Source organism: Brachyspira pilosicoli (assembly GCF_036997485.1).
GTDB classification, from domain to species: Bacteria; Spirochaetota; Brachyspiria; order Brachyspirales; family Brachyspiraceae; genus Brachyspira; species Brachyspira pilosicoli_C.
Window position 1 is genome coordinate 1,104,821 of sequence record NZ_JAWLPU010000001.1, and the last position, 25,437, is coordinate 1,130,257.

The window sequence follows — 25,437 nt, forward strand, 5'->3', positions numbered from 1 at the left end:
TTTTAATATTTAAGGCTGTGCTTTTTTATATATTAATAACTCAATATATTTAGAAAAATAAACTAAATCTAATTATTTAATAATGTAAATTTTAATAATCTTAATTGACATAAAACAGAAATCTTTTATAATATCATTTAGGCAGTTTTACATACTTATATAAGTTCATAATAGGCTGAACGTTTCTACCAATTACCTCAATAATTGACTATAAGTTGCCTTATCTTAAATCAATTGGAGGTATAAAATATATGTCAAGTGTTTTTATCAAAAATGCTTCTTCAATAGTTACTTGTGATGATAATGATGCAGTTCATAGTAATAGTAATATTTTGATAGAAAATGGTGTTATTACTTATATTGGTAAAGAAGAAAAAAAAGCTGATAAAATAATTGATGCTTCAGGCTGTTTTGTATATCCGGGGCTTATTAATACACATCATCATTTATTTCAAATATTTACAAGAAACCTTCCTCAAGTACAGAATATGGAATTATTTGAATGGCTTACAAATCTCTATGAAATTTGGAAAAACTTAAATCATGATGTTGTTTATTATAGCTCTATTACAGCAATGGGAGAGTTATTAAAAACAGGCTGTACTACTTGCTTTGACCATCATTATTTATTTCCGCAAAAAAACTCAGAAATGCTTTTAGATTCTCAATTTAGAGCAGCTAAAGATTTAGGAATAAGAATGTATGCTTCAAGAGGAAGTATGGATTTAAGCAAAAAAGACGGCGGACTTCCTCCTGATTCAGTTGTTCAGTCATTAGATGAAATTTTAAAAGATTGCGAGAGAGTAGTAAAAAAATATCATGACCCATCAAGATATTCTATGAGTATGGTAGCATTAGCTCCTTGTGCTCCTTTTAATGTAACTGGAGAGTTAATGAAGCAATCTGCAGTATTAGCAAGAGATTTGAAAGTTAGACTTCATACACATTTATGTGAAACTAAAGATGAAGAAGTATTTGTAAGAGAAAAATTTAATATGCGTCCTTTAGAATATATGGAAACATTGGGTTGGGTTGGTGAAGATGTATGGTATGCACATGGTATTCACTTTAATGATAAAGAGTTAAAATATTTGGCTGATACAAAAACAGGAGTAGCTCATTGTCCTATATCAAACATGAAGTTAAGTTCTGGAGTTTGCAAAATACCTGAAATGCTTGAATTAGGAGTACCTGTTGGACTTGCTGTCGATGGAAGTGCAAGTAATGACGGTTCTAGTTTGCTTGAAGAGATGAGAGTTTGTTATTTACTTCATAGACTTAATTCAAGCGATAAAGCTCCTTCAGCTTATGATATATTAAAAATTGCTACTAATGGAGGAGCTAAAGTTTTAGGACGTGATGATATAGGAAGTTTGGAAGTGGGTAAGGCAGCTGATTTGTTTATGATAGATATGAGAAGATTAGAGATGGTTGGTGCTAACTTTGACCCTAAATCTTTATTTGGTACTATAGGCTGGAAAGGCTCTGTTGATTATACTATAGTTAATGGAAAAGTTGTTGTTGAGAAAGGAAAACTAATAAGCGTAGATGAAGAGAAAATGTACAAACTTGCAGATGAAACAGAAAATAAATATTTGTCTATAATATAAATTATGTAAAAATATGTTTAAAAATAAATATTTACAATATATATTTTTTTGTACATAATTTATAAAGTTATTATAATAAAAAAACAGAAAGGAATATTATTAATCCTTTCTGTTTTTTAGTTTTATATAAAAATTAAAATCTAACAATATCTCTGTTTATTTCTTTTAGGCTATGAACACCGCACATTGTCATAGCATCTTCAAGCTCAGCGCCCAATTGAGCAGTGTAAGATTTAACACCATCTTCTGCCCCGCCATATACAGCTATAACAAAAGTTCTTGCAATAACAACACCATCAGCACCAATAGCGAGAGCCTTTAATACATCAGCACCGCTTCTAATACCTCCGTCTACTAATATTTTGATTTTTCCTTTAACAGCATCAACAATTTCAGGTAAAACTTCAGCAGTAGAAGGACATTGATCAAGTACTCTTCCTCCATGATTTGAAACTATTATCGCATCAGCTCCAGCCTCAACAGCCTTTTTAGCCCCTTTAACAGTCATTATTCCTTTTATTATAAACGGCCTATTAGCAATTTCTTTTATTTGTCTTAATTCATCAACTGTTTTACTTCCAGCTTTTGGAGTGAGGTTTTTCAAAAAAGGCAGCCCAGCAGCATCAACGTCCATAGCAACAGCAAATGCATTAGAATCTGCAACCAACTTCATTTTTTCTTTTATAACATCCATATTCCAAGGCTTTACAGTAGGGATACCTATACCATTTTGTTTTTTTATCATAGTAGTAGCAGCTATCATTACATTAGGATTAGTTCCATCACCAGTAAATGCGGCGATTTCTGCTTCATTGCATGATTTTACTAATATATCATTATATTCTTCTTCAGTGTATTTTTTCCCATAATGAAGCTGAACTGCTCCAACAGGGCCAGCAAATATAGGATACTTAAATTTTTTTCCGAATAACTCAAAAGAAGTATCAACATCTTCATTTGAAGATATTGTATCCATATTAAGTCTTATATCTCTCCATTTGTCATAGTTTCTAATGGCAACATCTCCAATTCCTTTGGCGCCTGGTCCTGGCATACAGTCTCTGCATACTCTGCCATTACATGTAGCACAAGCCTTACAAAAACCCATGCAGTCTTTTGCAACTTCTATAATCTCTTTATATGTCATAAAAAATTCCTTTAATTAAAACTATATTTTATAATTATATAATATTGAATAAAAAAATAAATAAAATAGTTCTTTAATTAAAAAAATTATTTTTGTTTTAATATATCAATCATTTCTTTTATGAGATTTTTTTCGCTCATAGCAGTCATTAAATGATCTTGGGCATGTACAAAAAGCATAGTAATTTCTATTTTCTCACCATCTGCTTCTCTTGTTATAAGGTTTGTTTGAAACTCATGAGATTTTAAAATGATAGCATCTGCTTCTTTCATTTTTTCTTCTGCTTCATCGAATTTTTTTTCTTTAGCGAGTCTCAAAGCTTCATAAGCCAAACTTTTACTTTCTCCTGCTAAACTAATAATAGGAAACACATTTTCTTCCATAAATTTTTCTTGTTCTTCAGTCATAATCAAGCTCCTAATATAAATTATTTATTTTTATAAAATTGCGGTAAATATTCTTTATTTTGTTTTATTATTTCATCGAGGATAGTTTTAGCAACTTTTCCGCTTACGACTAATGGATTGATAGTTAATGCTTGAAGTGCCTTACCATAATCTCCATGAACAGCAGCCTCTACCGTTAATTGTTCAAAGTTTTTCATAAGCTGCAATAATCCTCTCGCTTCAAGAGGGAAAGGCTTTTGTTTAAGAGGTTTTAATTCATCTTTATAAACATTAACAGTGATTTCAACAGCACAGTCATCTGGCAAACAATCAATAGTACCGTTATTTCTTGTAGATATTATCATTTCAGTACCTGCATTGTTGTATAATGAACTTATAAGCTCGCATGCAGAATCAGAATAATACTTTCCGCCTCTATTATTTAATTCTTCTGGTTTTGTATTCAAATCAGGATTTTTATAAATTTCAAATAGTTTTTTCTCTATTGCTTTTACTTGCTCTCCTCTTGTACCTTTTCCATCTCTATACTCTGCTAATTCTTCTCTAAGCATCTCATCTGTAAGATAATAGTATCTATGATAAGGACAAGGTATCATTTTAGTATCAAGCACCTGTTCTTTTATCCAAGCTATTTCAGTATTAATATTAGCAGGACCATTTTCAAAACCATCTAAATATTTTTCTAAAACTTCCTGAGTTCTATCAACACCTTTATGTATTACTTCTCTTCCCCATAAGAAATGATTTACTCCTCCGGCAACAAAAGTAATTTCTTCATCAGAAACTTTCAATATTTCTGCTACACTTTTTTTCATGTTTACAGGAACATTACAAAGCCCTATCATTTTTATTTCTGGGTGATATTTTAAAACTGCTTCTGTAACTATTCCAGATGGATTAGTAAAGTTTATAAGATAAGCATTTGGAGCTAATTCTTTTATATCCTTACAAATATCAAATATAACAGGTATAGTTCTTAATGCCTTAGCAAATCCTCCCGCACCATTAGTTTCCTGACCTATCATTCCATAACTTAATGGTATCCTTTCATCTCTTATTCTTGCCTCTAATAAACCAACTCTTAACTGAGTAGTTACGAAGCTTGCATCTTTTATAGCTTCTCTTCTATCTAAAGTTGTGAATATTTTGAACTTATCTTTTAATCCTGCTTTTTCTATCATTCTTTTTGAAAGATTTCCTACTATTTCTAATCTTTCTTTTGAAGGTTCTATATCAACAAGCCAAAGTTCATCTACCGGCAATTTGTCGTATCTCTTTATAAATCCTTCTATAATTTCAGGAGTATATGAAGAAGCTCCTCCAATAGTAGCTATTTTTAATTTATTTGACATATTTATACCTCCAGTTTTATTAAGCTTCAAAACCTTTATTTTTTACAAGCTCTCTAAACCAATGCCCTGATTTTTTGATTGTTTTCTTACCGCTTTCTAAATCGCAGCGAATAAATCCATATCTATTTTTATATGAATTAAGCCAAGACCAACAGTCTATAGGCGTCCACATTAAATAACCAAGACAATTAGAACCTTCTTCTATTGCTTTATGAAGCCATTTTAAATGTTCTGTTACAAACTCTATTCTATAATCATCTTCTACTACGCCGTCTTTTATAAATCTCTCTTCATTTTCAACACCCATTCCATTTTCTGTTATGAGCCATCTCATATTAGAATAATTATTTTGAATGTTTTTTGCTATATCATAAATACCTTTGTAGTATATTTCCCATCCTCTGTATGGATTCATAAGCCTATTAGGCATTTCATAAGGCTCGAAGAAGTTTTCAGGCATTAAACTATCTGATTTAAACTCTGTCTCTCTTGCCTTGACTCTCCTTGGCTGATAATAATTTATTCCAAGTAAAGTTATAGTATTTTCTTTTAATAATTCTTTGTCGCCTTCTAAGCATATAGGAGTAAGATTATTTTCTTTTACGAATTTTACTAAATCTTCTGGAAACTCTCCTTTAGCAGCAGGGTCTAAAAAACTTCTATTGAACAACAAATCGCATATATGTGATGCTTTTAAATCTTCTTTATTGTTTTCATCTCTTGGGTAAGAAGGAGTTAAGTTTAATATTATTCCTATATCTCCACTCTTTCCAGATTCTTTAAATGCTTTTACAGCTTTTGCACTTGCTAAGTTCATATTATAAGCCACTTGCACAGCTTTTTTAAATGATACCACTTCAGGATAATGTAATTTATATAAATATCCGCATTCAGCAACAACTATAGGCTCATTGAATGTAAACCATTTTTTTACTTTATCTCCATATAACTCAAACATTTTAGCAGCATATTTAGCATAAAGTTCTACAACTTCTCTGTTTTCAAAGCCTCCTATTTCCTGAAGTTTTAAAGGCATATCAAAATGATATAAACACATCATAGGCTCTATATCATTTTTTATAAGCTCATCTATAACATTATTATAAAACTCAACTGCTTTTTCATCTAACTCAAGAGTATTAAAATCTTTTACTATTCTGCTCCATTGTATTGAAGTTCTTAATACATTATGTCCTGTTTCTTTTATTAATTTTATATCTTCTTTATAATCTCTAAAGAAATTAGATGTATATACTGGACCTACTTGATTATGAAATTTTTTTGGTGCTATTTCAAACCAATAATCCCATATACTTTTATTAGCTTTATCATAAAAACCTTCGCTTTGAGGTCCTGATGTAGAGCTTCCAAATAAAAAATTATCTTTAAATTTGTATTGTTTCATATTATAAAAAACCTCATTAATTTATTTATTATTTGCTTCTTCCTTTTCTAAAGATATTTCATAAGCTTTTAGAAAAGGTCTATACATTAAATAAGAAGTAAATATAAAAATTAAACTTAATATCATAGCTCCAAAGTTTAAATTAGTAGCAAGCAATGCTCCTAAAGGTGCAGGAGTTGTCCAAGGTACTAAAGTAACAACATGACCTACAATATTTAATTTTGTTAATATATAAGCTATTGTTATATTTATTATAGGTATAAATATAAAAGGTATCATTAATAATGGATTCATTACTACTGGTGTACCAAACATAATAGGTTCATTGATATTAAATATTGACGGTACCAATGCCAATTTACCAATAGATTTTATATGTTCATTTTTGCTTCTAACCATTGCTATTGCTAAACCTAATGTTGTTCCTACTCCTCCTATAAGTGCATATAAATCAAAGAAACTTCCAGCCCATATTTTAGTGATTTCTTCTCCTGCTTGTAATGCACTTTGATTAAATGCTAAATTTGATAAGCTTATAGAAGAAATTATAGCTCCAAGTATGTTAGTGCCATGAAGTCCGGCAAACCATAATAAATGCACCAAAAATAGTATTAATATTATTGATGGAAGAGAATCTGATATATGAAGTAATGGTTCAAATATTTTCATAAATAAATCAGGAAGCATTAATAATAAACTTTTTTGTATTATAAGATTAATTGTTTGAAATAAAACTATAACTACTGCTACAGGTATTAAAAGCTCAAAAGATTTAGCTATAGCAGGAGGCACAGATTCTGGAAGTGTAATAATTAATTTCTTATGAACCAAAAATCTAAATATCTCTATAGAAATTATTCCAAATATAATAGCTACAAATAACCCCTTAGCGTCCATAAATCTTACGTCCATTACAGGTATAGAGGTATCAGGAGCTACTAAAAATGATTTTGATACAGCTTCTACTATAGGCACATACTCAACCTTTGCAGATACAAGTAAAAAACCAAATAATGATAAAAATCCGCCTGTTATAGAATTAAGATTATAATGTCCAGACAATGAATAGCCTATTCCATAAACTATAAACATACACATTATACCCATACTCACATTAAAAGGCTGTATTAAATCTGCTCTATATTTTGCCATTAAATTAGCATACCATTCAAAATATAGAAAATTATTTTTATCAGTAAGAGGTAAATTTAATATTAAAAGTATAAATGAACCTACAATTAAAAACGGTACAGCAAATACAAATCCGTCTCTTATTGCATTTAAATATCTATTGCTTGCTATTTTTCCAGCTATAGGAAGTACTTTCTCTTCTATAAAATGCATTATTTTATCATTCATTTTTATGCTCCATTTTTTATTAATGATATTATAATTTTATTTATTAGCTGTTTCTTCTTTTTCTAATGATATTTCATACGCTTTTAAGAAAGGCACATAAATTAAATATGATGTGAATATTAAAACTAAACTTAATATCATAGAACCAATATTTAAGTTAGTAGCAAGTAATGCTGCAAGCGGACCAGGAGTTGTCCAAGGTACTAAAGATACAATATGCCCTATAATATTTAATTTAGTTAATATCCAAGCTATAGTGGCATTAATTACAGGAAGAGCTATAAACGGAATCATTAACACTGGATTCATTACCACTGGAGCACCAAACATTATAGGCTCATTAATATTAAATACCGCAGGCACTATTGACAATTTACCAATAGATTTTATATGTTCATTTTTGCTTCTAACCATTGCTATTGCTAAACCTAAAGTAGTACCAACTCCGCCCATAAATACATAAGAATCAAAAAAACCGCCCGCAAATATTTTTGTTACAGGCTCTCCCGCTTGTAATGCGGCTTGGTTTATTGCTAAATTTGATAAAGTGATTGCTTTTACTATAGCATCAACTATGTTAGTTCCATGTAAACCTGCAAACCATAATATGTGTATGATTAATAATAATATTATTATAGAAGGCAAAGAGTCAGATACATGAAGAAGAGGCTCAAATATTTTCATTACTAATTCAGGTATCATCATAATGAGTTTCTTTTGTATAATGATATTTAATGCTTGAAATAAAACTATAACTACTGCTACAGGTATTAAAAGTTCAAAAGATTTAGCTATAGCAGGAGGCACAGATTCTGGGAGTGTGATAATTAATTTCTTATGAACCAAAAATCTAAATATCTCTATAGAAATTATTCCAAATATAATAGCTACAAATAACCCCTTAGCGTCCATAAATCTAACGTCCATTACAGGTATATAACTATCAGCATCAACTAAAAATGATTTTGCTACAGCTTCCACTATAGGCACATACTCAACTTTTGCAGATACAAGTAAAAAACTAAATAATGATAAAAATCCGCCTGTTATAGAATTAAGATTATAATGCCCAGACAATGAATAGCCTATTCCATAAGCTACAAACAATGACATTATACCCATACTCACATAAAAAGGCTGAACTAAATCACCCTTAAAAGCTTTCATTAAATTATCATACCATTCCATATATAAAAAGTTGTTTTTGTCGGTAAAAGGTAAATTTAATATTAAAAGTATAAAAGAACCTATAATCAAAAACGGCATAGCAAATACAAATCCGTCTCTTATTGCATTTAAATATCTATTGCTTGCTATTTTACCAGCTATAGGTAGAATTTTATTTTCTATAAAAGTCATTAATTTATCATTCATTATCAATCTCCAATAATCCTTATTATTATAAAAAAATTATTCTCTTATTTTAAATCTTTGAGCCATGTTTATATAGTCTAATAAAAACAAATATTCTTCATTAACTCTCCCAACAACATTTGTTCTTCCAGTATTTTTCATATCTTTTAATGCTATTTGCATCTCCCCCGCATAACTTCCATATTTTGAAGAGTCAATAAGTATATCTCCTCTTTTAATATCTGCAGCAGCATTAAATAACTTAAAATCATTTCCTTTATATTTTACCCTAGGGTTTGATGACCTAATAAAATACTCGCTTGCATCAGCTCTGTTTTGATGAAGTTCCTCAAGTACAATTTTTCTCTCTATCTCTGGGATATTGTCTAATAATTTAGCTTTTAATGTTATAAGCCTCTTATCTAAGCTTTGAAGTTTTTCAAATGTTGATTCATTAGCATAACAATTAGCAATAAATACAGCATCTGCCCCTAAGAAAAATAATTCCATAGCCTGTATTTCTATAGGCATATTTCTATGTTCTTCTAAAGTACATATACCGTCATCTACAGGCCAAGGACCAAAATCTGCTTCTTTTGCATTAATAAAGGCTGATGATTTTATAGAGTGCTTTTTAAAACGATTCATGCTTTCAATAAATAGTTTTTTATCTAATCCGCTGTAAGCATGAGGATAAAAATTGTAGCAGCCTATTAAATTTTCTTTATTAGGATAATAATTCATTATAGTATCTATATATGAGGTAGAATTACTCATATTTAATTCTATTTTTAAATCATAATCATTATAAGTCATTAAACTCTCTTCATTTCCGCTAAATCCTAAATCTAATCTTATAGCCCAAGCTCCTAATTTATGAAAAAACTCTAAATTATCATAAGATATTTCCAAAGATTTAAATACCGCTGGAGAAATATCTAAAGTAGTTTTTATTCCTTTCTCTTTGGCATAATTTATAACCTCAGAAAACTCTTTTATAATCTCTTCTTTAGAGTGCTCAACAGATAATAAACACATAAAACATCTTGTAAATCCATATTTAGAAGCTAAGTCTATATAAGATTTATTATCTTCCATTTTTGAATGAAATGGATAAATAGAAATACCTAACTCTCTCATAAAAGTATATCCTAATAATTAATTTATTTTTATATATTATTATTGAACTTTTAAGTTTAAAGCGAAATCTAATATTTTCTCACCATTCATCATACCGTAATCTTTAAAATCTATAACATCTAATGGTTTATTCTTTTCTTTAGCTTTTGCTTGGAATTCTTTAAGTTGGAATTTTACTTGCGGTCCAAGTAAAAATATATCGTAACTATCTAAAAGCTCGTTAAATCTTGCAGTAGATACAGCTTCTATTTCTACTTCAATATTCTTTTTTGCAGCGGACTCTTTCATTTTTTTTACAACCATACTTGTAGACATTCCTGCTGAACATAATAATAAAATTTTAGTCATATATATTTACCTCTTTTTTTATTTTTTATATTATAAAGATAACACTTTATATTAATAACTCAAACAATAAAATTTCTACTTTAATCTGGTAATTTTTTGTGTCTTATTTTTAAATAATAATATATAATATTAATATATTATAAGTTTATATGAGTTATGAAAAGTAAATATATAAAAGAACTATTATCCATTATCTCTAATGAATCATATATCACAGCAGAAATGTTAGCAAAAAAATTGCAAATAAGCGAGAAAACTGTAAGAACAAAAATATCAGAATTAAATAAAGAATTAGAAAATACAGGTATTAAAGTAGTTTCCAAAGCCCGATATGGTTATATTTTGGAATGTGACAGTCATAAAGATATATCAAATATTAATTTTAATGCACATATATTTAATGATTTTGAATATAGATTAAAGTATATATTTGAACATCTTATCAATAATAATAACATATATATAAAATCTGATAACCTTATAAATGCATTGGATATATCTAAAACAACTCTCACAAATACATTAAAAATTATAGAAGATAATATTAGATATTATAATCTAAAAATAGAACGCAAGCCAAATTATGGTATTAAATTAATTGGTAAAGAATTTGATATTAGAAATTGTATAATAGACTATTATTTAAAACAACAAATATATGATAAAAAATATATAAATAAAACTATAGAAAATTTAGTAATTGATTTTATAAAAATAAATGATATAAAATTATCTGAAGTAAACTTAGAAAATTTTATATTATATATTTCTGTATCAATAGAGAGAATAAAAGAAAATAAAAATATAAGTGATTATGATGATAGTATATTAAAAGATGTAAAAAAAGAAGAATTAAAATTAGCAAAAAAGTTATCAAATATATTAGAAAAAGAATTAGATATTAAATTAAATGAAACAGAGATAATTTTTATAGCAATTCATATAGCGTCAAAAAGTTTATTAGCAAATAGCGAAAATTACATTATACAAAATAAATTAGATAATGTAGTTCAAGATATGCTTGATTTGATATACAATAATTTAAAAATAGATTTAAGGGATAATTTAAACTTAAGACTGCTTCTTAACCATCACATGATACCGCTTGATATAAGAATAAGATATAATGTTTTACAAAAAAATCCAATGCTTAGCGACATAAAAACTAATTATTCTTTAGCATATCTAATAGCATCAGAAGCCAATACTGTGCTTAAAACATATTATAATAAAGAAATATCAGATGATGAAGTTGGTTTTTTAGCATTGTTGTTTCAAATAGCTTTAGAAGAAAATAGTGAAGAGAAAAAGAAAATCAATATTTTAATAGTGTGCGGAAGCGGAAAAACTACTTCAAAACTTCTTATGCATAAATATAAAAAAGAGTTTTCTGACTATATAGAAAATATTTATACTACAGATTTAATAATGTTAAAAGATTTTGATTTCTCTAAAGTAGATTATATATTTTCTACAGTGCCTATAGTTTTTCAAGTACCTGTTCCTATTGTGCATATAGGATTATTCTTAGAAACCAATGATATTATAAAAGTAAGAAATGTGTTGGATTTATCTGAAAATGATTTTTTAAATAATTATTATAATAAAAAATTATTCTCTACAAATATAAAAGGAAACAGCAGAGAAGAGATTATAAAAAACATCTGTAAAAATATAAAAAAATATATTAATATACCTGATAATTTTTATGATTTAGTAATGAAAAGAGAGAGTTTATCAGAAACGGATTTTGGAAACCTTGTTGCAATTCCGCATCCTTTTGAAATTGTAACTGATGAAACTTTTGTATTTGTTGCTATATTGGAAAAGCCTATTATATGGTATAAAAATAATGTGCAGGTTGTATTTTTAATTTCTATATCAAATAAAAAAGATGATAATTTACAGAAGTTTTATCAATATACGGTTGACTTCTTATTAAATGAAAAAAATGTTATAAAGCTTATAGAAAATAAAAATTTTGAAAATCTAATGTATTTATTAAAAAATTCTTCAGGAGAATAAATGGAAAGTTTTAAATATACTATTAACAATACAAATAATATACATGCAAGGCCTTTAAGTGAACTTGCAAAAATAGCAAAAGACAGTGAATGTGATGTTAATATAATAAAAGATAATACATTAAAAGATATAAAAAAGATAATAGGTATAATGCAATTAGGATTAAAAGTTGGAGATGAAGTTGTTATAAATATAAAAGGCGAAAATAAATCAAAAGAAAATAAAGCTAAAGAAAATATATTAAATTTTTTTAAAACGAATTTTTAATATATAGTTAAACAATTATATTTTGTTATATGATTTTTTATTCAACTTTTTCCCGCATTCGCACCCATACCTAAAGGCACTTCCTTTGGTCGCCCTGAAGGACTCCCTTCGGTCGCACCACAGGCACTTCCTTTGGTCGCAAAAAGAAGTGTGGTGCTGCACGGTGTGTGCTTCGTTAAGGCAAAGCTCTGCAAATAATTAAAATAAAAAACATATTTTTAATAGACTTAAAAAAATTTAATATAAAAAAAGAGGCTATTATTAAATAATAACCTCTTGCTATATTCACAAATCTAAAAGATTAAAATCTCTTCTTCCTGTCATGTTTTCTTTTATTGTTGTTGTTTTCTTCTTCAACATAATCAGCAGGTTTTTCAAGCAAAGCCTTTCTACTTAAAGAGTATTTTCCTCCCTTAACATCTATGATTTTTACTTTTACTTCATCGCCAATCTTTAAAACTTCTTCCACATTCATAACATGCTTATAAGCAAGCTCAGATATATGACAAAGCCCCTCAACACCAGGCAATATTTCAACAAAAGCTCCAAAGTCTTTAATGTCTTTTACAACACCGTCATAAACTTCACCAACTTCAGGGTCTTTAACATAAGAGTTTATAAGACTAATAGTTTTATCTAAAGTAGGAGTATCTGGAGCAAATATATTAATTACGCCGCTGTCTTGTATCTCAACATCACTTCCAGTCTCTTCAATGATAGCTTTTATATTTTTTCCTCCAGGTCCAATCAATACTCTAATTTTCTCAGGGTTTACATCCATAGTTTTATATTTAGGAGCAAAGTCTGAAATCTCATTAGGGTTAGATATAGTAGCTTCAATTTTATCAAGTATAAAATATCTTGCCTTTTTAGCCTGTTCTAATGCCTCTTTTAATATTTGAGTAGATATACCAGTAAGTTTAATATCAAGCTGGAAAGCAGTGATACCTTTACGTGTTCCAGCAACCTTAAAGTCCATATCTCCCAAGTGGTCTTCAACACCTTGTATATCTGTAAGCACTTTATATCCATCTTTATAAGTAGCAAGCCCCATAGCAATACCGGCAACACTCGCATTAAGAGGAACACCAGCTGAAAGAAGCGACATAGTAGAAGCACAAATTGTAGCCATTGATGAAGAACCGTTACTTTCTAATATTTCAGCAACTACTCTTATAGTGTATGGAAATTTATCTTTTGAAGGAAGCACAGCATTAAAAGAACGCTCTGCTAAATTACCATGTCCAATTTCTCTTCTTCCAGGAGAGCCGTATCTTCCAACCTCACCAACAGAGAAAGGAGGGAAGTTATAATGAAGCATAAAAGTTTTATTTTCTTTTCCGTATATGTCGTCCATTAATTGAGCATCTTTCTCGCTTCCTAATGTAACTATAGATAAACATTGAGTTTGTCCTCTTGTAAATAAAGCAGAACCATGAACTCTTGGAATAAGATTAGTCATTGTGCTTATAGGGCGAATCTCATCTAATGCTCTTCCATCTGGACGCATTCCTTTCTCTACTATTGCCTCTCTTACAATCTCTTCTTCTATAGAATGACAAATGCCTTTAACTTGAGATATTAATTTTTCATCTTCTGTTTTAGTTTTAATATACTCTTCTATTTCATTAAAAGCATTATCCATACTTTCATTTCTTTTAGCTTTATCAGGATTATAATTAGCAGCCTCTATTTTTTCTCTTCCGTATTCAGTAACCATTTTTACTAATTCAGCATCATACTCAAATAATTCCTGTTCTATTTTTTGAGTACCGCAAAGAGCAGCCATTTCGTTTTGCATATCAATATATTTCTGCATCTCTTTATGAGCTAACTCTATAGCACCGATAAATACTTCTTCAGAAACCTCTCTTGCCTCACCTTCAATCATAAGTATAGCATCTTTACTTCCTGCCACTATAATATCTAATTCGCTAGAAAGAAGCTCACTGTTTTTAGGGTTAATGATATATTCACCATTTTTGTACCCTATTCTTACAGCTGCCACAGGTCCTCCGAAAGGTATCCAAGAAATAGTAAGTGCTGCAGATGAAGCTATTAAAGCTAAAGCATCTGTAGGCATATCAGTATCTACAGAAAGAACTGTAGGAATAATTTGCACCTCATTTCTAAAACCTTCAGGAAAAAGCGGTCTTAAAGGTCTATCTATTATACGGGAAATAAGTATCTCTTTATCTCTAGGTTTAGCTTCTCTTTTGAAGAAACCTCCAGGAATTTTACCGCCTGCATAATATTTTTCATTATAATTTACAGTAAGCGGGAAAAAGTCTGATTCTAAATTAGGCTCTTTTGCCGCAACAACTGTAGCTAAAATAGTAGTATTTCCTAATCTTAAAGTTACTGAACCATGTGCTTGTTTTGCTAAAAGTCCTGTCTCTAAAATTAATTCTTCTCCGCAAAATACACTCTTAACTGTTACCATATATTCTCCTTATTACAAAATACCATAGACAGTATTAACTATTCACTATTATCAAGCACTATTATTTTCTTATTTTTAATTTCTGTATAAGATTTTTATAAGCTTCAAGGTCAGTTCTTCTTAAATAATTAAGAAGTTTTCTTCTTTTAGCTACCATTTTAAGAAGTCCCATTCTTGAATGATTATCTTTTGTGTGCTCTTGGAAATGTCCTTTTAAATAAGTTATACGATTAGTTAAAAGAGCTATTTGTACTTCTGCTGAACCTGTATCTTTTTCGTTCTTTCCAAATTCTTTAATAATTTTTAGTTTTTCGTCTGCTGTAATAGACATTTTTTTCTCCTTTTGAAATATTTTCTTACATTGTATTCATCTTTTTCTAATAATGATTTCACTTCTTCTATAGAGTTAACTTTAATATTATCTCTAATATATTTAAGAAATATAACTGTTATTTTTTTACCATATATCATTTTAGAAAAATCTAATATATGGCTTTCTACTCTAAGTTCTTTATTAATATTGCTTACACCTATAAATGTTAGAGCTTTATATAATTTAGCATTGTTTCCTATTTTTACTAAAGAGCTGTAAACTCCCATCTTAGGAACAAATATATTCTCATCTAATTCTAAATTGGCAGTAGGATAACCAATCTTTCTGCCTAAAGCATTACCATGTATTATAATGCCGCTCATACTATAGTATCTGCCAAGCATCTTAGAAACACTTTCAACTTCTCCATTAGATAAACAATCTCTTATTTTACTGCTTGATACTTTATCTCCGCAATGATTAAGAAAATTCACTATATTAACATTAATACTCTTCTCTAAAGCATATCGTTTTATAAAATCAATATCCCCAACTCTATCCTTACCGAAAGCAAAGTCTTCCCCTATAACAATTCTCTTCATTCTATAGTATTCTATCAATCTATTAAAGAACTCTTTAGCCTCCATTGTATAAAATTCTGGTAAAAAGTCAATAACTATTATATAATTAACTCCCAAAGCCTTAATAAAAGATATATTTTCTTCCATGTGATAAATAGATACATTCTTCTTTTTTATTACCATAACAACCGATAATAAATTATATTTTTTAGCCGTATTAACAGTATATTTAATAAGCTTTTGATGCCCCTTGTGAACACCATCAAATTTACCTATTGTAACTACACTATTTTTTTTTATATCTATCTTACAAAAATCATTAATAACAACCTGATTCATTCTATCATTCTTCCATTCTATTATTATGCATTAATATAATATTTATAACTAAAGATAATATTATAACTAATAAAGACAAAACACATACAAACATACTAAAATTAATATAATTATCAGCTAAAGAACTATATTTAAATCTAATAAAGAAAAAGACTACACTTATAATTGTATAAATAATAAACCCTAAAACTATATTATGATATTTAAAACTTGAAAATGATAAGGAACTGCTAATCATGTAAATAGATAATAATAATAGAAATAAAGCAATATATAAAGTGCATATAAACAATATAGATAAATTATTAATACTAATATATTTCAATAATCTATCTAAATAAGATGACATATCAAATCCAAATACAATATTTTCTACTATATTATATATAGAGCTATAAATATTATTTCTGTCTAAAGATACCAAATCCTTATTTACAACATCATTGCTATTTATCTCTAAAACCTTGCTCATAATAATATTGTTTTTTGTGATAATCATATTATCTGCAAAATATAGTTTATTAGAATATACAGTATCTATTAATATTGATCTTCCGTATGCCTCATCGGCATGATTAGCCTTTATCAAGTAATTATCAACTTTGTATAAATAATTTGAATCCCTAATGATATATTTATCAATATTTTCTGCATAATTGAAATTACCATTAAAAAATATTAAATAAGACGGATATATTAAAGCTATTATACTAAATATTATTATAGTAATAAAGTTATATATATTCTTTTTTTTATTAGAAACACCTATAAATATAGAGCTGCATAAAAAAGATAAAAATAATATAGAAAAAATATTATTAATACAGAAAGTTTTTAAAACATTTATATTAAAAGTATATGAATAATTATCCAAATATCTAAATAAGTATATACAAGAAAATATTATAAAAAATATAAATGCAGTAAATAAATTTTTAGCAACTTTCATAACATATATATTATACTATAAAGACAAAAATTCAAGTATTAAAAACAATTAAGCTGATTTAGTATGATTAAATATTCCAAAATTATAAAGGGCATCATTTAAACTTTCAAAAGATTCTATTGAATTTGAAAGTTCCATCAAATCATAATCCGATTTAACAGCTCCATTCATATTTGAAAGCACAATATCGCCATAGAAATCATTATTTAGTTCTTTTTTAAAATCTATAAAATAATTCCATATATCCCTTTCAATAAAAGAGCATTCACAAAGATTAAGTATTATATTATTAATACCTTTAGATAAATATTCAAACATTATATCTTTTATTTTAGGAAGCGATTCTAAGCATATATTCTTTTTTAAATATAGAACTATTACAGAATCTTCTTTTATGAGATAATTAATTTCAAATGAATAATCAATCATATTTATATGATAACAACTTTTTATCTTTTGTCAATAAAAATTCAAAAAATAATATTGTTATTAACATTTAATTGACAAATAAGTATTATCTATTATACTTTAAAAGAAATATTTATTTTTATTAACGGAGTTTTTATTTATGAAAAAAGTAATTATTATAGGAGGCGTTGCAGCTGGGATGAGTGCGGCTGCAAAGGCAAGAAGATTAGATAAAGATGCTGTTATAACAGTTTATGAAAAAACTGAATATGTGTCTTGGGGAGCTTGCGGTATGCCCTATTATGTTGGTGGGTTTTTTGATAATTCTAGTACTATGATAGCAAGAACTGCCGAAGCTACTATAAAATCTGGAATAAACTTAAAAATTAAACATGAAGTATTAAAAATTGATGCTAATAATAAAAGAGTAATAGTAAAAGATTTGGAAAGTAATAAAGAGTTTGAAGATAGTTATGATTCTTTACTTATAGCTACTGGAGCAAAATCTATAATACCAAAAATAGAAAATATTAATATTGGGAATGTGTCTACACTTAAAGAGTTTACAGATGCACTTAATATGAAAGAAAAAATGAAAGATGGAAATATAAAAAATGTAGTTGTACTTGGAGCAGGTTTTATAGCTATAGAGGCAGCACATAATATAAAGCATCTTGGAAAAAATGTGAGAATAATACAGCGTTCTGATAGAGTATTTGGAGCGAAATTTGATAAAGAGTTTTCTGATTTAGCTATTGAAAACATAAAGGCACATATTGATTTAAACTTAAACGAAAAAGTTTTATCATTAGAAGCTGATAGTAATAACAATGTTAAGGCTGTTATTACAGACAAAGGTAAATATGATGCTGATTATGTTGTTGTTGCTATTGGAGTTACACCTAATAGCGATTTAGCTAAAGAGGCTGGGATTAAATTAATGGAAAATGGGGCAATACTTGTTGATAGAGAAGGAAAGACTAATATTGATTCTATATATGCTGCGGGGGATTGTGCTGGAATATATGACAGGGTATTAAATGATGTAAGTTATGCTGCTTTAGCTACTGGTGCTAATAAACTTGGAAGAATGGTTGCTTCTAATTTAATTGGAGGAAATGAAAAGTTTATTGGAAGTTTAGGAAGTGCCTGCATACTTTGTTTTGATTTAGAGATGGCGAGAACTGGTATTACAGAAGAAGAGGCTAAAAAGAGAAATGTTAATTATAAAACTGTTACAGTAAAAGATATTGACCATACACATTATTATCCGGATTATCAGGACTTGCATATAAAATTAGTATATTCTGCAGAAAACAGAAAAATATTAGGAGGGCAAATTGCCGGAAAAAGAGGTGCTGTGCTTAGGAGTGATGTAATAGCTGCTTGTATACATGCTGGACTTACTGTCGATGAACTGGGTATGCTTGATTTATGTTATGCGCCGCCTTTCGCGCGTACTTGGGATTCTTTGAATGTTGTAGGTAATGCTGCAAAATAAAATAATTATAATAACTTTTTTAATATAGGGACAAAGAAATAATATTTTTGTCCTTATATTTTTTATATTTTCAATAATTTTTAAATGCAGGATTTTATTAACCGCACGGTAAACTGATTATGAAAAGCATCTAAATTATAATTATTAAAATACTTTATTTTAAGGCTTTATTATACGTGCGTTAAATTTATTCTTATTTTATTAATACGTTATGTATGTATTATAAATATACTTGAAATAAAAATCAATTTATGATAAATATGTTTTTGTTTGTAGTATTATTTAAAAGGTATTGTAATGAAATTCTATGTCTTAGCATTTATAATAATTACTCTTTCTCTTATATTTTATAATGAAATGACAAAATATTATTTTAATAAAACAATAATAGAAGAAAATGAAGAAAACAATATTTATAACGCAAACTATATGGTAACTGATAATGATATTATTTTAGAAAATAGTTGTAATAACAATAATGTAGAAACTAAACAAATTAAGCGAAGATACTTTGAATTTAGAAGCGATGATAATTACAATATAGATTTTAGAGAGATTTCACAATATTTATTTGCAAGATTAGTAATAATATTTATGATAGGGGCTGCCATACTAGGTATTTTAACAGAGATACTATTTTTTAAAAAAGACTCTTATAAATATTATATTATTGTACTTGCTTTAATTATTATAATGAGTTTAGTTATTATTTATAAAATAAATGAAAACTTGGCTATTCTTAATATGGCTGGAAGTATAGAGAGCATACTAGAATTATCAGCATTCTTTTTAGGCGGTGTAATATCTTTTATAGTATTGCTTATTAGTAAACACCTTAGGGATAAAGATAATAAAAAAAATAATGAATAATTATAAAGATTTAATTCTTATATGATTGATGTATAATAGGATTTGTTTTTCTTATATTCATTTTCTAATTTTTTTAAACACATAACCAGCTATAATTATTAATAAAATTAAAATTAATCCTATAATTAAAGCATCTTTTAATGTAATACCTCCAAATAAAACCATAGTAAAAATATTTGAAGGCCCTAAAATAGTTTCAATAATGTCTTTTTGAATTGATAAAGTTGATTTTAAATTATTAGTATAATTATTTGTTTTATTGCTTATATAGGCATCATTTATGATTGGCGGAGCATTAAAAAAGGCTGCATATAAAAGTATAAGAAAAAATACAAAAGCAACAAGCAATGTCTTTTTTATGTTATCTTCATTTATATTGAATAATGCCGTTATAATACCAATGGCTATAAATATATATTCATAAGTATTTTCAATATTTTTTATTATAAAAAATCCTGACACTCCAAAAAACGCTATTATTAATATTATAGCTATTGCCAAACCTATTACACTATCACTATCTCCTACTGTTTCACCAATTCCTTTAATTAAAAGCAATATTAAAAATACTATTATAAAAGAGCATAAAAATAATGCTGCTATTCTAAATAAATCATTTTCTGGTATATTGATTTTGTATATTAAATTAAAAACAATATCTTTCATAAATATTTTCTTCTTTATCTTTTCTCTTTCTTATCATAACTGCCTTATATTTTTACTATGAATATCTTTCTAAGAAAGTATCTAATATTTTTCTAAAAATTATTGCACTAAATGCTAAATATTCTATTTTACTTTTAGCATTAATAACGCATAAAACTACTATAGTAATAACATTTGCAAATAAAAAAAGTGTGAATAGCAAACCTTTTTTATCCTCTTTCATTGTTCTGTAGAATTTCTTAATTTCATTCTTTGTATTTGGTATAATACCTGTAAATATAGCCAATATAGCATATAGCAAAGAAACTCTCATAAATATAGTATTAAAAAAAGCTTTTGCCGTATAATATCTTATAAAGAAACTATTTTTTATATACGTTGTAAAGTTCACTTTCTTTTCTTCTTTTGATATATTTTTTAAATAAGTTGTTTCTAAATCATTTTTTATATTTATTTCTACTTCTTTTGCAAATCCTATATTTGTATCTCTGTAAGAAAATAATATTATAAGAGCAGGAGGTATTATAATAGGTGAAAACAAAAATATTGCAAAAATTATTATAGATTTTGCAGATTCTTTTTTACTCATTTTTAAACCTTTATAGATATTATGGTTAGAAAAATATAAAGACAATACTTTTTTATTTATGAATATATAAATATTTATATTAGTATAATTTTACTTTTCCATAATCCTCGTCATTATATTATTATATATACCTTTTTTGTCAATACGGTATATATGTTTATTGAATTATAAATTGACTTAATTTATTGTAAGCGTAAAATAAAACTATTAAACAAAAAATTGAAGTAAATATAAAAATGCAATATAATAATTTGATATATATAATTATTAAAATAAAAAAATTAGCATATACTTAAACAACTATATTTTGTCAAAAATAATTTTTTTAAATTCTAAATATCTGCAGGGCTTTGCCCCGCACCCCACTTCTTTTGCCGAATAGGCACCTACTTGGTGGTGCCCCAAAGAAGCAAAAGGGCTATATTTTATCTTAAATTAATAATTTATATTACATGCAAAACAATTTTAGTATGATTTAGTACTAATTTTATATCTTGCACTTTTCGCGAAGCGTACCCGAAGGGTAAAAACTTTGATGAAGTCCGCACCGCGAAGGCTGGAAAAAGTTGATAAAAAATAGATGAAATTAAAATTTTTTAGAATAGTAATAAATTTATGATATTTTCCTAATGATAATACAGGCTATAAAACCAAAAATCACTCCGCTGAAAGCTAAATATTCTCTATTACTTTCCATATATATCACTATTGCTATTAAAACGAATGCTATTAATACCAGAGTAATCAACACTACTAATATTGTTTCTATAGTCTCTCTAATATCTTCTTTTAGTTTTAGCTCTTCATGATAATATTTTTGGGCTATAATTGCGGTAATTGCAAGCGATAATACATAAGTCAGTGTATATACAATTAATACTCTCACACCAATAATTTTCAAATCCACTTTTGAGCTGCTATATTTAGATAATAAAGTTCCTTTTAATAATATTGTTATTGTTTCTTGAAGTACTTCTTCTTTTTCAAAATTTGATGCATTAGTTTGTTTATTATTATCTATTATTTCTTTTTTTTCTTGTATATTTTTATCAGCCTTAGCAAAAAATGATATTGCAGTAGGAGGTATAGTACAAGATAAGAAGAGATATATTATTAAAGCTATTACATTAACTTTGCTGTCATTTTTTTTCTTTTTAATTTTCATTTAACTACTCTTTAATTAAAATTATTTTTTATCATATATAGTTTTTCAATTTTAATGTATATAGTTTTTTTGTAAATACAGTATAGATGTTATTGAATTATAAATTGAGTTAGTTTATTGTAAGCGTAAAATAAAACTATTAAACCAAAAATTGATAAACTTAAAAAATTAAGTATATATTTTTAGAATACTAATAAATTTATGTTATTTTCCTAATGATAATACAGGCTATAAAACCGAAAATCACTCCGCTGAAAGCTAAATATTCTCTATTACTTTTCATATATATTACTGCTACTATTAAAATGAATGCAATTAATGCCAGAGTAATCAACTCTACTAATATTGTTCCTATAGTCTCTCTAATATCTTCTTTTATTTTTATCTCTTCATGATAATATTTTTGGGCTATAATTGCGGTAATTGCAAACGATAATATATAAGTCAGTCCATATACAATTAATACTCTTATACCAAGAATTCTCAAATCCACTTTTGAGCTGCTATATTTAGATGATGAAGTTCCTCTTAATAATAATGTTATTATTTTTTGAAGTATTTCTTCTTTGTCAAAATTTGATGCATTAGTTTGTTTATTATTATTATTATCTATTATTTCTTTATCATTATATATTATTTCTTTTTTTTCTTTTATATTTTTATCAGCCATAGCAAAAAATGATATTGCAGTAGACGGTATAATTAAAGATAAGAAGAGATATATTATTAAACCTATTATATTGATATTGTCTTTGCTATCATTTTTTTTCTTTTTAATTTTCATTTTTATTTAACTACTCTTTAATTAAAATTATTTTATCATATATAGTTTTTCAATTCTAATATATAGACACTTTTTGTCAATGTAAATATATGTTTATAGAATTCTTAACGCACGGTGAATGCCTCTATATATATAATCAAAATAATATTTATAATTAGTTCATTTTTATAATTTAGTTTAGCGTGCGGCAGTATGAATTTTGATTAAAAAAATCATGGAGTACTTTAAAAAACTCTAAAATATATTTGTTTTGTAAACTACAATATATGTTTTATATGTATTATTATATACATAAATATTATTGTTACTACATTAGTAACAATAAATTCTTCGAATTTTATATTGATTTATATAACATACAAATTTATTTTTATAAAAAAAACAAAAAAGGAGATATTATATGAAAGCTATTCAAATAAAAAAATATTCAAAAGATATAAATGTAGAAGTTGCAAATATTCCAATTCCTAATATTTCTGACAATGAAATATTAATTAAAGTAAAAGCAGCAGCAGTAAATCCTCTTGAAATATTAATATTAACAGGTTCTGTAAGACTTATACAGGATTATAAAATGCCATTAACATTAGGCAATGAATGTTCTGGAATAGTTGAAAATATAGGCAAGAATGTAACCGATTTCAAAGTTGGAGATAAAGTTTACACTCGTCTTCCTATATCAAAAATAGGAGCTTTTGCTGAGTATGTTGCAGTAGATAGTAAATTCGTATCACTTATGCCTAGAGATTATGATTTTATTACATCAGCAGCAATACCGCTTACAGCTCTCACAGCCTATCAAGCATTTACTGAAGAATTGGAAGCTAAACAAGGAGAAACTGTTTTAATAACAGGAGGCTCTGGAAGTTTTGGAGAGCTTGCTGTTCCAATTGCAAAATATTTGGGCTTAAATGTTATAGTTTCTGGTAATGAAAGATTAAAAGAACATTTTATTAATTTAGGAACAGATAAATATATTAGTTATAATAAAGAAAATTACTCTGAATTAGTTTCAAATGTTGATTATGTAATAGATACGCTTGGAGCAAATGAATTTGACAAAGAATTATCTGTATTAAAAAAAGGCGGACGACTTTTAAGTTTGAGAACTAGCCCAAATAAAAAGTTTGCTGAAGACAATAATTTTCCTTTTATAAAAAAATTATTATTTTCTCTTGCTGGTTATAAATATGATAAAAAAGCAATGAAAGATGAAAAAGAATATCGTTTTATGTTTGTACGTGCTGACGGAGAACAGCTTCGTAAAATTACAAAAATTGTAGAAGATAAAAATATAAAACCTAAAATATATTCTACAGTATTTAATATAGATAATGCATCAGAAGCTTTAAAAACTGTTATAAAAAAACATACAGACGGAAAAATAATAATATCTATGTAATTGCTTTATATTACTTTTACGCACGGTATGCAGATACTTATACATAATTGAAGTTATAATTTAAAATAAACAAATATTTATAATTCTACTATCCGTGCGGTGAATATATTTTTAAATTTAAATAAATTTAGGGTGGGTATTAAAACAACTGTATTAAATTAACAAAAAAATAATATAAAAACAACTTATAAAAGCAAAAAGCCTAAAGGGTGGGCAGATGTGATTTAAATTTTAAAATCCTTTTTACATACCCCCCTTTATTTTTTATAATTTATTTTGTAATTTACATTTTATTTAAACTTTCTATTTAATTAAAAATTATAGCTCCCGCCCAAGCTTTAATTAAGAATTAGTTTTATCATAAATAATGTTAAGCTTAGACTGCAATGTAACAACAGAATATATATATCCAAAAGGAATTAAAAAAAACAATGACAATACAAGAGCGTTTTCTCCATAACTATCAATATCAGCTTTTTTATACATATCATTAAAAACAATATTTCCATATTTATAAAACCAATATATGTCAAATAATCCGCAAGTTATTATTGATAATATGCAAGCTAATGTTGGAGAGATGTATTCATTTTCCATATAGCTATTAATATCTTTTGTTGTAACGGTAATCCAATAAATCACATATACCCTGCATGTAATTAATGATAATAAAGCAACATTTAATAATGGTTTCTTTTCTATTTTCATAAATATCTCTAAAAGATTTTTTTATTTTAAGTTTAAATAAAAAAGCATATAAGTCAATAATTAATTTTATATTAATTTTTATACTTGTACTTTTTGCTACGGGAAAAAGTTGAATAAAAAAACTTATTATATATTTGAAAACTTTTAAGTTTATCAATTTTTGTTTTTATATTTTGGGGACTAGTCCCCAAACCCCTACTTCTTTTGTTGCCACAAAGAAGCAAAAAGGCTGCATTTTTTAGCTTAAAACGTTGGTATTACAATATAGTTTATACATATTCCAACATACAGAGTAAAACACTCGCA

At 26.9% G+C, this 25,437-nt stretch carries 24 protein-coding genes and 1 riboswitch; of the genes, 6 read left to right on the forward strand and 18 right to left on the reverse strand.

What is annotated here, in order from left to right:
• The first annotated feature begins 135 nt into the window (after positions 1–135).
• Positions 136–231, forward strand: a riboswitch (purine riboswitch).
• 20 nt (positions 232–251) lie between these two features.
• Positions 252–1,610, forward strand: coding sequence for an 8-oxoguanine deaminase (locus R4I97_RS04990; RefSeq protein WP_335783979.1), 1,359 nt, complete (start codon positions 252–254; stop codon positions 1,608–1,610).
• Positions 1,611–1,743: 133 nt separating this feature from the next.
• Here the strand turns inward: R4I97_RS04990 and R4I97_RS04995 are convergent, their stop codons facing one another.
• The 8 genes from R4I97_RS04995 to R4I97_RS05030 form a co-directional block, all read right to left on the reverse strand.
• Positions 1,744–2,757, reverse strand: coding sequence for an alpha-hydroxy-acid oxidizing protein (locus R4I97_RS04995; RefSeq protein WP_335783980.1), 1,014 nt, complete (start codon positions 2,755–2,757; stop codon positions 1,744–1,746).
• Positions 2,758–2,843: 86 nt separating this feature from the next.
• Entirely contained in the window at positions 2,844–3,164 is a 321-nt protein-coding gene (locus tag R4I97_RS05000) for a PTS lactose/cellobiose transporter subunit IIA (RefSeq protein WP_335783981.1), read from the reverse strand.
• A gap of 20 nt (positions 3,165–3,184) precedes the next feature.
• The gene (locus tag R4I97_RS05005; protein ID WP_335783982.1) at positions 3,185–4,516 is read right to left on the reverse strand and encodes a 6-phospho-beta-glucosidase; all 1,332 of its coding nucleotides are present in this window, start codon (positions 4,514–4,516) and stop codon (positions 3,185–3,187) included.
• 19 nt (positions 4,517–4,535) lie between these two features.
• Positions 4,536–5,921 carry a glycoside hydrolase family 1 protein gene (locus R4I97_RS05010; RefSeq protein ID WP_335783983.1) on the reverse strand — a complete coding sequence of 462 codons (1,386 nt, stop codon included), beginning with the start codon at positions 5,919–5,921 and terminating at the stop codon, positions 4,536–4,538.
• A 21-nt stretch (positions 5,922–5,942) separates the two neighbouring features.
• Positions 5,943–7,280 carry a PTS cellobiose transporter subunit IIC gene (gene celB, locus R4I97_RS05015; RefSeq protein WP_335783984.1) on the reverse strand — a complete coding sequence of 446 codons (1,338 nt, stop codon included), beginning with the start codon at positions 7,278–7,280 and terminating at the stop codon, positions 5,943–5,945.
• A 36-nt stretch (positions 7,281–7,316) separates the two neighbouring features.
• Positions 7,317–8,654, reverse strand: coding sequence for a PTS cellobiose transporter subunit IIC (gene celB / locus R4I97_RS05020; protein ID WP_335783985.1), 1,338 nt, complete (start codon positions 8,652–8,654; stop codon positions 7,317–7,319).
• A gap of 36 nt (positions 8,655–8,690) precedes the next feature.
• Positions 8,691–9,773 (reverse strand): DUF871 domain-containing protein, encoded by a 1,083-nt coding sequence (locus tag R4I97_RS05025; protein WP_335783986.1) that lies wholly within the window; start codon positions 9,771–9,773, stop codon positions 8,691–8,693.
• A 39-nt stretch (positions 9,774–9,812) separates the two neighbouring features.
• Positions 9,813–10,121, reverse strand: coding sequence for a PTS sugar transporter subunit IIB (locus tag R4I97_RS05030; protein WP_335783987.1), 309 nt, complete (start codon positions 10,119–10,121; stop codon positions 9,813–9,815).
• A 156-nt stretch (positions 10,122–10,277) separates the two neighbouring features.
• Between R4I97_RS05030 and R4I97_RS05035 the strand changes: the two genes are divergently transcribed.
• Positions 10,278–12,146 (forward strand): BglG family transcription antiterminator, encoded by a 1,869-nt coding sequence (locus R4I97_RS05035; protein ID WP_335783988.1) that lies wholly within the window; start codon positions 10,278–10,280, stop codon positions 12,144–12,146.
• Positions 12,147–12,413, forward strand: a complete 267-nt coding sequence (locus R4I97_RS05040; RefSeq protein ID WP_335783989.1) for an HPr family phosphocarrier protein — start codon at positions 12,147–12,149, stop codon at positions 12,411–12,413.
• Positions 12,414–12,714: 301 nt separating this feature from the next.
• Here R4I97_RS05040 and pnp read toward each other — a convergent pair whose 3' ends face one another.
• From pnp to R4I97_RS05065, 5 genes are all read right to left on the reverse strand, one after another.
• Positions 12,715–14,856 carry a polyribonucleotide nucleotidyltransferase gene (pnp, locus tag R4I97_RS05045; protein ID WP_335783990.1) on the reverse strand — a complete coding sequence of 714 codons (2,142 nt, stop codon included), beginning with the start codon at positions 14,854–14,856 and terminating at the stop codon, positions 12,715–12,717.
• A gap of 61 nt (positions 14,857–14,917) precedes the next feature.
• Entirely contained in the window at positions 14,918–15,187 is a 270-nt protein-coding gene (gene rpsO, locus R4I97_RS05050; RefSeq protein WP_013244557.1) for a 30S ribosomal protein S15, read from the reverse strand.
• Positions 15,160–16,089, reverse strand: a complete 930-nt coding sequence (locus R4I97_RS05055; protein WP_335783991.1) for a bifunctional riboflavin kinase/FAD synthetase — start codon at positions 16,087–16,089, stop codon at positions 15,160–15,162. Before R4I97_RS05055 ends, rpsO begins: the two co-directional genes overlap by 28 nt.
• 4 nt (positions 16,090–16,093) lie before the next feature.
• Complete coding sequence (locus R4I97_RS05060; RefSeq protein WP_335783992.1) at positions 16,094–17,038, reverse strand: hypothetical protein; 945 nt, start codon at positions 17,036–17,038, stop codon at positions 16,094–16,096.
• Between the two features lie 48 nt (positions 17,039–17,086).
• Positions 17,087–17,467: an STAS domain-containing protein gene (locus R4I97_RS05065; RefSeq protein WP_335783993.1), complete on the reverse strand. Its 381-nt coding sequence runs from the start codon at positions 17,465–17,467 to the stop codon at positions 17,087–17,089.
• A 139-nt stretch (positions 17,468–17,606) separates the two neighbouring features.
• Here R4I97_RS05065 and R4I97_RS05070 point away from each other — a divergent pair, with 139 nt between their 5' ends.
• Positions 17,607–18,947, forward strand: a complete 1,341-nt coding sequence (locus tag R4I97_RS05070) for a CoA-disulfide reductase (protein ID WP_335783994.1) — start codon at positions 17,607–17,609, stop codon at positions 18,945–18,947.
• 297 nt (positions 18,948–19,244) lie between these two features.
• Positions 19,245–19,817 (forward strand): hypothetical protein, encoded by a 573-nt coding sequence (locus tag R4I97_RS05075; protein WP_335783995.1) that lies wholly within the window; start codon positions 19,245–19,247, stop codon positions 19,815–19,817.
• 57 nt (positions 19,818–19,874) lie between these two features.
• Here R4I97_RS05075 and R4I97_RS05080 read toward each other — a convergent pair whose 3' ends face one another.
• The 4 genes from R4I97_RS05080 to R4I97_RS05095 all read right to left on the reverse strand — a co-directional run bounded on the left by R4I97_RS05080 (position 19,875) and on the right by R4I97_RS05095 (position 23,021).
• Positions 19,875–20,483, reverse strand: coding sequence for a hypothetical protein (locus R4I97_RS05080; protein ID WP_335783996.1), 609 nt, complete (start codon positions 20,481–20,483; stop codon positions 19,875–19,877).
• 55 nt (positions 20,484–20,538) lie between these two features.
• Positions 20,539–21,072 carry a hypothetical protein gene (locus R4I97_RS05085; RefSeq protein ID WP_335783997.1) on the reverse strand — a complete coding sequence of 178 codons (534 nt, stop codon included), beginning with the start codon at positions 21,070–21,072 and terminating at the stop codon, positions 20,539–20,541.
• 613 nt (positions 21,073–21,685) lie between these two features.
• Positions 21,686–22,237, reverse strand: a complete 552-nt coding sequence (locus tag R4I97_RS05090) for a hypothetical protein (RefSeq protein ID WP_335783998.1) — start codon at positions 22,235–22,237, stop codon at positions 21,686–21,688.
• Positions 22,238–22,436: 199 nt separating this feature from the next.
• Positions 22,437–23,021: a hypothetical protein gene (locus R4I97_RS05095; protein ID WP_335783999.1), complete on the reverse strand. Its 585-nt coding sequence runs from the start codon at positions 23,019–23,021 to the stop codon at positions 22,437–22,439.
• 400 nt (positions 23,022–23,421) lie between these two features.
• Between R4I97_RS05095 and R4I97_RS05100 the strand changes: the two genes are divergently transcribed.
• A complete protein-coding gene (locus R4I97_RS05100) occupies positions 23,422–24,423 on the forward strand; it encodes an NADP-dependent oxidoreductase (protein WP_335784000.1) in 1,002 nt (333 codons plus the stop codon).
• Positions 24,424–24,765: 342 nt separating this feature from the next.
• On the opposite strand, the gene R4I97_RS05105 is transcribed toward R4I97_RS05100, so the two are convergent.
• A complete protein-coding gene (locus tag R4I97_RS05105; protein WP_335784001.1) occupies positions 24,766–25,131 on the reverse strand; it encodes a DUF4234 domain-containing protein in 366 nt (121 codons plus the stop codon).
• Positions 25,132–25,437 lie beyond the last annotated feature (306 nt).

Coding starts and splice junctions, on each gene's coding strand:
- R4I97_RS05100 (WP_335784000.1), top strand. CDS start 23,422: ATGAAAGCTATTCAAATAAAAAAATATTCAAAAGATATAAATGTAGAA.
- R4I97_RS05070 (WP_335783994.1), top strand. CDS start 17,607: ATGAAAAAAGTAATTATTATAGGAGGCGTTGCAGCTGGGATGAGTGCG.
- R4I97_RS05065 (WP_335783993.1), bottom strand. CDS start 17,467: ATGATTGATTATTCATTTGAAATTAATTATCTCATAAAAGAAGATTCT.
- R4I97_RS05060 (WP_335783992.1), bottom strand. CDS start 17,038: ATGAAAGTTGCTAAAAATTTATTTACTGCATTTATATTTTTTATAATA.
- R4I97_RS05035 (WP_335783988.1), top strand. CDS start 10,278: ATGAAAAGTAAATATATAAAAGAACTATTATCCATTATCTCTAATGAA.
- R4I97_RS05085 (WP_335783997.1), bottom strand. CDS start 21,072: ATGAGTAAAAAAGAATCTGCAAAATCTATAATAATTTTTGCAATATTT.
- R4I97_RS05090 (WP_335783998.1), bottom strand. CDS start 22,237: ATGAAAATTAAAAAGAAAAAAAATGACAGCAAAGTTAATGTAATAGCT.
- R4I97_RS05005 (WP_335783982.1), bottom strand. CDS start 4,516: ATGTCAAATAAATTAAAAATAGCTACTATTGGAGGAGCTTCTTCATAT.
- R4I97_RS05000 (WP_335783981.1), bottom strand. CDS start 3,164: ATGACTGAAGAACAAGAAAAATTTATGGAAGAAAATGTGTTTCCTATT.
- R4I97_RS05105 (WP_335784001.1), bottom strand. CDS start 25,131: ATGAAAATAGAAAAGAAACCATTATTAAATGTTGCTTTATTATCATTA.
- R4I97_RS05095 (WP_335783999.1), bottom strand. CDS start 23,021: ATGAAAATTAAAAAGAAAAAAAATGATAGCAAAGACAATATCAATATA.
- celB (WP_335783985.1), bottom strand. CDS start 8,654: ATGAATGATAAATTAATGACTTTTATAGAAAATAAAATTCTACCTATA.
- R4I97_RS04995 (WP_335783980.1), bottom strand. CDS start 2,757: ATGACATATAAAGAGATTATAGAAGTTGCAAAAGACTGCATGGGTTTT.
- R4I97_RS05080 (WP_335783996.1), bottom strand. CDS start 20,483: ATGAAAGATATTGTTTTTAATTTAATATACAAAATCAATATACCAGAA.
- rpsO (WP_013244557.1), bottom strand. CDS start 15,187: ATGTCTATTACAGCAGACGAAAAACTAAAAATTATTAAAGAATTTGGA.
- R4I97_RS05075 (WP_335783995.1), top strand. CDS start 19,245: ATGAAATTCTATGTCTTAGCATTTATAATAATTACTCTTTCTCTTATA.
- R4I97_RS05010 (WP_335783983.1), bottom strand. CDS start 5,921: ATGAAACAATACAAATTTAAAGATAATTTTTTATTTGGAAGCTCTACA.
- celB (WP_335783984.1), bottom strand. CDS start 7,280: ATGAATGATAAAATAATGCATTTTATAGAAGAGAAAGTACTTCCTATA.
- R4I97_RS05040 (WP_335783989.1), top strand. CDS start 12,147: ATGGAAAGTTTTAAATATACTATTAACAATACAAATAATATACATGCA.
- R4I97_RS05055 (WP_335783991.1), bottom strand. CDS start 16,089: ATGAATCAGGTTGTTATTAATGATTTTTGTAAGATAGATATAAAAAAA.
- pnp (WP_335783990.1), bottom strand. CDS start 14,856: ATGGTAACAGTTAAGAGTGTATTTTGCGGAGAAGAATTAATTTTAGAG.
- R4I97_RS04990 (WP_335783979.1), top strand. CDS start 252: ATGTCAAGTGTTTTTATCAAAAATGCTTCTTCAATAGTTACTTGTGAT.
- R4I97_RS05025 (WP_335783986.1), bottom strand. CDS start 9,773: ATGAGAGAGTTAGGTATTTCTATTTATCCATTTCATTCAAAAATGGAA.
- R4I97_RS05030 (WP_335783987.1), bottom strand. CDS start 10,121: ATGACTAAAATTTTATTATTATGTTCAGCAGGAATGTCTACAAGTATG.